Genomic DNA, 5238 nt, shown 5'->3' on the forward strand with positions numbered 1-5238 from the left:
CTAGTGGTTCATCACAGTGATTTTGACGTTTTGATACCGAGCCATCCGAGGATAGGCAACTTTTCGGGTGGCAAGAGGATCTCGATGCTTCGAGCGACGCCGGGCTGGCGACGAATGAACCCGTTGCGTTCGAGGGTGAGGATCATCTGGTGGACTGACGGCGGGCTGACGCGGAAATGCCGCTGGATGTCGGCCTCGGCGGGCGGCTGTCCGAACATGTACGAGTAGGTATGGATGAAAGCGAGATAGTGTCCCTGCTTCTCGGTGAAGTGCGCGCCTGATTTTTGACTCATAGCTGGATTCGTCCCGGCCTCCGACAAGGAGGCGAAGCATGAATGTACGTTATCGGGTCGAATTGAGCCAAGCCGAGCGGGACGAACTGACGGCAATGCTCGGCGGCGGCACGCATTCCGCCCGCAAACTCAAACGGGCTCAGATTGTGCTGGCGGCCGATTCAGGCAGCTGCGACGCGGAGATTGCCCGAACCGTCCGGGTCAGCCTTTCCACCGTCGGCCGGACCAAACGCCGTTTCGTAGAAGGCAATCTGGAGCGGGCCTTGAGTGAGGAGCCGCGTCCGGGCGCGGAACGCAAGCTGACAGGCAAGGAAGAGGCCCTGCTGGTGGCGACGGCATGCGCCAAGCCGCCCGCCGGCCGCAAACGCTGGACGCTGACATTGCTGGCCGACGCGATGGTCAAGCTCACCGATCACGCCAGCCTGTCGGGCGAGACCGTGCGCCGCCGGCTGGCCGACAACGACCTCAAGCCGTGGCGCCGGGATATGTGGTGCATTCCTCATGTCGACGGCGAATACGTCGCCCGGATGGAGGATGTGCTCGATCTCTACGCCGAGGCGCCGGATCCCGAGCGGCCCCTGGTTTGCTTCGACGAGACCCCAGTCCAGCTGATCGGCGAGGTACGCCAGCCGATCCCTGCCCAACCGGGACAGCGCGAGCGCTACGATTACGAATATCGCCGCAACGGTACCGTCAATCTCTTCGTCACCTTCGATCCGCATCGCGGCTGGCGCAATGTCAAGGTTACAGACCACCGCGCCGCGGTCGACTACGCGCACTGCATGCGCGAACTCGTCGACGTCCACTATCCCAATGCCGCCTGCATCCGTGTGGTGCAGGACAATCTGTCGATTCATACGGCCGGCGCGCTATATCAGGCATTTGCGCCTGCCGAGGCCCGTCGCATCCTGCGCCGCCTCGAGTTCCACTACACCCCGAAACACGCCAGCTGGCTCAATATGGTCGAGTGCGAGATCAGCGTGCTGCAGCGCCAGTGTCTCGGCCGTCGCATCGACGATCCCAAAAGGCTTCGAAAAGAAATCGCAGCATGGCAACGGCAGCGAAACAAGGCGCGAGACCGCATCAAATGGATGTTCACAACCGACAAAGCCCGCGCCAAACTCGGTCGCGCCTATCCAGTTGCCGCCAAAGAGTCAAAACCACTGTGATGAACCACTAGATGGCCCGAATATGTCGCGTGGCTTGCTGATCGAGTTGCAAAATTCAAGAAAGCATTTGAGCCACAAATTAGAAAGCTGAACTTTCCGGTGGGCCAAGCCCCCGAACTGCAAGCCTAACAGCGGCGCATGCTTTATCCCGCCTCGATAGGCGCAGCGAGAGCCCGAAGTGTCATGCCTGTTGTTCAGGGCGTCAGTACTCTCTCGCCAAGCGCCAACGCGGCATATTTCCGCGCCGTCCAATCGCGCTCTTCTCGCCACTGCTCGAAATCGGCTTCCGCTCGCTTAGACAAGAACACCGTCCATTCCGCCAAGAGCGCGACACGCGCGCTCTCGAATGTCGCGGCTGTGCCGGAGGTGATTCGGCCCGGGATAGAAGCCGCATCGCCATTGCCATGGATCGCTCTCGGCCGGATTGCCCGCTGCGCAGGCCGATGCTCCCGACGTGGACATCGCCGTAGTAGATCATCGTCCGACTCACCGAATTGATGGTCGTGATGCTGGCGCAGCCCGATGCCGCCGGCGCAGATCTCAGAAAGCCCGTAACCGCCAGCGGCTGGCCGCTCACGCCCGCCGGCTGAGGCGGTGAATAAAGAAACGGGGGCTTCGGCCCCCGTTCACTTGTTGCGCCAGTCGCTCGTCCTTCTGGTGCTTTCAAGAAGTTTGGCTCGCTCGGCTGCTATGGTCCATTCAATCGGCTGGGCTCGCTCTCGCGTTATGGTGCTCTCAGGCTCGATGGCTGGCCTACATGTATTAGGCGCAATGCCAATTTCAATGACGGAGGGCGCGGGCTTCGGTCCCTCACCCTAGGCCGCCGCTTCACGCTGGCGGGCCTTGTAACTCGTAAAGCGATCCCGTCTGTTCCATGTATGACTTTGGTGCCCATTAAGATAATGGGCTCAAAAAGCACACTGGCGCGCGCCTACTCTTGAGAGTCCTCGGGGTCCACGATCTTGATGGCGATCCCCGGCCGATCCGGCGGAGCTTTGTTGTCAAGCTCCTTCAGCTTCCACTTGGCCAGTTTCATCTTGTTCTGAAACTCTCGACGCTGCGGCGATCCCTCCTCATGCGCGTGAACCGCGTCACTCCTGACGGCGCTCGATGCCATCGCTGGCAAGGTCATTAACAATGCCGTCAACGTCTCGATCCTCAGGATGATGCCGATCTTGCGGTTCGCGACGTCGAATACGATGAGCTTGACCGCAGTTCCGTCGGTCGCAGTCTCGAAATTGACCAGTCTTCTGAACCTCGATTTCGGTTGTCATATCGCGCCTCGTTCCTCCTTCGGCGCGTAGCGCATCGGCGCGGCGTCGGAACTCCGTTTCTTCGCCTCAAATTCCGGACGAGTTCGATTTGAGAGCAGAATTCGGAGTGACCACCGGCGGCGAAGGGTTCGAGCTGCCAATCTTGATCAGCAAGGGAGCCGAGGAGCGATGTCGCTGATTGATCTCAATGTGATTGCAGCCGTGCGTGGGGATGGCCCGGATCCGAAGCTGCGCGAGCTGCTCCAGCGGGCGGCTGTGTCGCCACATTACGAAGTGGTGGTGCGGTCCGATGGAATGCTCCAGGCTGGGCCAAGTCCGGGAACCGGGGAAGTGGAGATAGCGTCGGCGGTTGAGGTCGAGCTTCAGCAGCTCCTGGATGCTCAGGCGAGGTGACGGAGGCGCTGTTGTCGGCGGAAGCGTGCCCTATAAAGGCGCCGGGTCGACAGACGGCCTTCCGGGGTGGTCTCAGCCAGCGCCCGCTTTCTTCCGACGTGGCGGTCGAGCTTTTTACCTTGGCAGTAACCGTGGCTTTTTTGGGTCTCGGAAGGCCGAAATGCTTTATCTTTACGGAAACCGTAGCGTCTGAGCGTGGGGTCAAAGGACGGGTTTCGCGATGTAGAACGTGGCACGCAAAGCCCAACCGCGCGATGTCAAACGCAAAAAGTGACAAAGGCCCTTCATTAGATCGTAACCTGAGCTGAATGTCTGTATCGGTCGTTGCGCCTCCAGGATTTAAGCCTACTGGGAATCATCCAAGTCCGGCGATGATTGCGTGCAAACGGCGGCTTTTGACGAACTACAAAGGATCGCCGTCATGATTTAGGCTGCCCTTCGATAGGAAAACAGGGCTTCGGAAATAGTGGGTCCAGCGATGTAGCGGACCCCCGCTACCAAGCATTTACGTAGCTGTATTGTCCAGACCGAAGACATCGGTAACAGATCGTACCTAAGACATAGGTGACAACCTCGTGCCGAGCGGGTTGCCGATTGGTTGCAAGGTCATTTACTCCAGGTCGATCCCGCCGACGCGCAACGCATCCGATTTGGTGTGTTACGGCGAGACGCGTTCATGGCATGACCATTATTGCTCGGTCCGCGCTTTCGCCGTCAACCCCGCGCGGCAAAGGCCGCGCCCCTGCGGGCTTCGGGGGGGTGACGGCTCAGCGCGGCCAAGCAACTGGCCACCATGCCAAGAATGCAGGAAAGCGCGTCTCGGTCAGAGCGCCGAGGCCGTACTTGAGACATGGGTGGCGGGCTTCGGGCCGAACGGGTTGTCGAGGGGTTGCAAGGTCTTTTGCTCGAGGTCGAAGTAACCGAGATCGTAATGCATGAAGCTGACGAGCCAAATGCCGTCGTCGACTTCCTTGATGCCGAGCTTCTGGCCGGCCAGCACGGTGGAGATGTTGATCTTCTTGCGATGGAGGCAGAGGCGGCCGCAGGCGGTGATGACACCGTCGCGGTCGTGGAACGGATATGTGAGTTCCGGCAGACCATCGTAGCGGCGGGTTGAGGCTGTGTAGAGCTCTCCGGGGCACTTCATGTCGAGCGCCTCGTGGGGACGTTCAGAATTGAACTCGCGGAGGAAGGCATCGAAGCGTGCCTGCTGCTGCAAGCTGTTGAACCCCGGCGGCCGGGTGGCCTCCTTCTTCAGCGTGAGATGCATGCGCTCGTGACGGCCGTTCTGCTGCGGATGGCCCGGCTTGATGCGTTCGATCGCAATGCCGAGTCTGAGCCACCACACCGACAGCTTCGAGAGGTTGAACAGCGCGTTTGGACTGGCAAAGGGCACGCCATTGTCGGAGCGGATGGCAAAGGGCAGACCGCGCTCGCGGAACAGCCGTTCAAAGGCAGTAATGGCAGGATCTTCCCGCGTGGAATCCAGCGCTTCACAGAGCAGCAGGAAGCGCGAGGCATGGTCGGTGACGGTCAGCGGATAGCAGTATCGGCCATTGCCGAGCTTGAACTCGCCCTTGAAGTCGGCACACCACAGATCGTTGGCAAGCGTGCCCTGCGACAGCGGCGTGCCGTGCGCGCGGTGGCGCGGCACGCAGCCGCGCTTGACCAGGCCATGGCGGTCGAGGATCGCATGGATGGTGCTTTTGGCCGGCACCCGGACGTCGCCGTCGAGCCGTCGCACCAGGAGCTCGCGGATCTTGCGGGCGCCCCAGTGTGGCTTCTCGCCCTTCAGCCGAACGATCAGGGTCTCGACCTGCTGCGGGAGCTGGTTGGCGTAACGGATCGGCCGCCTGGAGCGGTCGCTTAACGCTTCAAGCCCGTGCTCCTTGTAACGATCGAAAATCTTGTAGCCAGTTTTGCGGGAGATGCCGAACTCCCGGCAGACCTCGGCCATGGCTTCTCCATCCAGAAGCCGGGCGACAAAGCGAAGGCGCTCTTCCATTACCGAACTCGCTTTCCACGGCATCCACACCTCCCGCAGAACAAAAGCGGAAAGTGTAACCCATGTGTCCGGTACGTTCTGTCACCTATGTCTCGGGCCGCTCA

General features: G+C 60.6%; 5 protein-coding genes. 2 read left to right on the top strand and 3 right to left on the bottom strand.

Annotated elements, in window-relative coordinates:
• Window positions 1-11: 11 nt before the first annotated feature.
• On the bottom strand, window positions 12-293 hold the full coding sequence (locus AXW67_RS32790) for a LexA family protein (RefSeq protein ID WP_063675745.1): 282 nt from the start codon (window positions 291-293) through the stop codon (window positions 12-14).
• Between the two features lie 38 nt (window positions 294-331).
• On the opposite strand from AXW67_RS32790, the gene AXW67_RS32795 reads away from it, so the two are divergent.
• A complete protein-coding gene (locus AXW67_RS32795; protein WP_063675747.1) occupies window positions 332-1462 on the top strand; it encodes an IS630 family transposase in 1131 nt (376 codons plus the stop codon).
• 931 nt (window positions 1463-2393) lie between these two features.
• Here the strand turns inward: AXW67_RS32795 and AXW67_RS32800 are convergent.
• Window positions 2394-2609: a hypothetical protein gene (locus AXW67_RS32800; RefSeq protein WP_136624283.1), complete on the bottom strand. Its 216-nt coding sequence runs from the start codon at window positions 2607-2609 to the stop codon at window positions 2394-2396.
• 295 nt (window positions 2610-2904) lie between these two features.
• Here AXW67_RS32800 and AXW67_RS32805 point away from each other — a divergent pair, with 295 nt between their 5' ends.
• Window positions 2905-3129: a hypothetical protein gene (locus AXW67_RS32805; RefSeq protein ID WP_063681260.1), complete on the top strand. Its 225-nt coding sequence runs from the start codon at window positions 2905-2907 to the stop codon at window positions 3127-3129.
• A gap of 823 nt (window positions 3130-3952) precedes the next feature.
• On the opposite strand, the gene AXW67_RS32810 is transcribed toward AXW67_RS32805, so the two are convergent.
• Entirely contained in the window at window positions 3953-5158 is a 1206-nt protein-coding gene (locus AXW67_RS32810) for an integrase core domain-containing protein (protein ID WP_063677366.1), read from the bottom strand.
• Window positions 5159-5238: the final 80 nt, after the last annotated feature.

The organism is Bradyrhizobium neotropicale, from assembly GCF_001641695.1.
Taxonomy (GTDB): Bacteria; Pseudomonadota; Alphaproteobacteria; order Rhizobiales; family Xanthobacteraceae; genus Bradyrhizobium; species Bradyrhizobium neotropicale.

Bases quoted from the DNA above. Each gene is read 5' to 3' on its own strand.
- AXW67_RS32790 (WP_063675745.1), bottom strand. From the start codon at position 293: ATGAGTCAAAAATCAGGCGCGCACTTCACCGAGAAGCAGGGACACTAT.
- AXW67_RS32795 (WP_063675747.1), top strand. From the start codon at position 332: ATGAATGTACGTTATCGGGTCGAATTGAGCCAAGCCGAGCGGGACGAA.
- AXW67_RS32805 (WP_063681260.1), top strand. From the start codon at position 2,905: ATGTCGCTGATTGATCTCAATGTGATTGCAGCCGTGCGTGGGGATGGC.
- AXW67_RS32810 (WP_063677366.1), bottom strand. From the start codon at position 5,158: ATGCCGTGGAAAGCGAGTTCGGTAATGGAAGAGCGCCTTCGCTTTGTC.